This window comes from Vibrio sp. Vb1337, from assembly GCF_033338715.1.
Lineage (GTDB): Bacteria > Pseudomonadota > Gammaproteobacteria > Enterobacterales > Vibrionaceae > Vibrio > Vibrio alginolyticus.
In genome coordinates, this window is the sequence record NZ_JAWOTD010000303.1 from 1 (window position 1) to 1012 (window position 1012).

2 protein-coding genes are annotated in these 1012 nt (G+C 42.6%); both read right to left on the minus strand.

The features are described 5' to 3' along the window. A partial coding sequence (locus tag R7E42_RS25800) for a heavy metal translocating P-type ATPase metal-binding domain-containing protein (protein ID WP_318073358.1) occupies positions 1 to 513 on the minus strand: 513 nt, incomplete at its 3' end. 4 nt (positions 514 to 517) lie between these two features. Further along, positions 518 to 994: a FixH family protein gene (locus R7E42_RS25805; protein WP_023585869.1), complete on the minus strand. Its 477-nt coding sequence runs from the start codon at positions 992 to 994 to the stop codon at positions 518 to 520. Positions 995 to 1012 lie beyond the last annotated feature (18 nt).

Consider the following 1012-nt stretch of genomic DNA (forward strand, 5'->3'; position numbering starts at 1 on the left):
CATCATTCGGTGATAAGATGCTTCTTGTTTGTCTGCTTCAAATGGCGCGGCTTTATAACCAAGCTTATGAATAACTGAAAGCAGTTCACTTAACTTAACTTGAGTTTTGTCCCACGCAAGCAAAGCTCGGTTTGTTGTCGTATTTACCCGTATGGAGACGAAACCTTTAGCGCTGGATACTTGCTTTTCAATAAGCCATGCACAAGCGGCGCAGGATACACCTTCGAGAGATAATGTTACTTCAGATACATTGTCATGGTTACGTACAAATTCTGATTGAACGTCTTCATTGTCATAGTGGATCAGAGCTTGAAGTTGTTCTGGAACGAGGTCTGCTTTTTCAGCGGGTGCGGTTCGGTACTGGTAGTAAGAAACAAGACCGCTATCTACGATAGTTTGTGCGACAGTTTCACACCCCGGGCAGCACATCTCACGAACTTCGCCAAGTATTTCTACTTTAAAATCCGTGTTTGCTGGTACATCTTCACCACAGTGGTAACAGGATTTGCACATAAAATTACTTCATTAATGAGACAGAAACTGCTGGAAATTCGACTTTGCCTTGAATCATCCATTGCTTATCGTGTGGTTGAAGTTCAACAAACCACGGGCCTTGTATAGCGTCTTCAGTGGTAAAACGATAGTTGCCAGATGCATCTGCGGTAACTAGCTTCGTAAAATCACGATCGGGTAATGTACGGTGAGTAAACGTTGCTGTAAGCGCTGGGTAGTGCGTTAGCGATCCTTTCGTAAAGCCAATCACGATATTGTTATCTAGAGAAGAAATGTTCGCATTAAGACCAAGGTCACGAGCGACGTTCATTTTACTGATGTCGATATTTATGCCTTTGCCTTTTTTATAGTAATCCTCAGCAACAAGAGAAACAGAGTTGTTTGAAAAGACGACTACCGTGGCGATTGTCCAAACGACTACCGTAAGAGGAAGGATGATTAGGAACCACGGCCAAAATTGTTTATACCAAGGCTTTACCATAAAAAAGTTCTCAACAGC

Bases quoted from the DNA above. Each gene is read 5' to 3' on its own strand.
- R7E42_RS25805 (WP_023585869.1), bottom strand. From the start codon at position 994: ATGGTAAAGCCTTGGTATAAACAATTTTGGCCGTGGTTCCTAATCATC.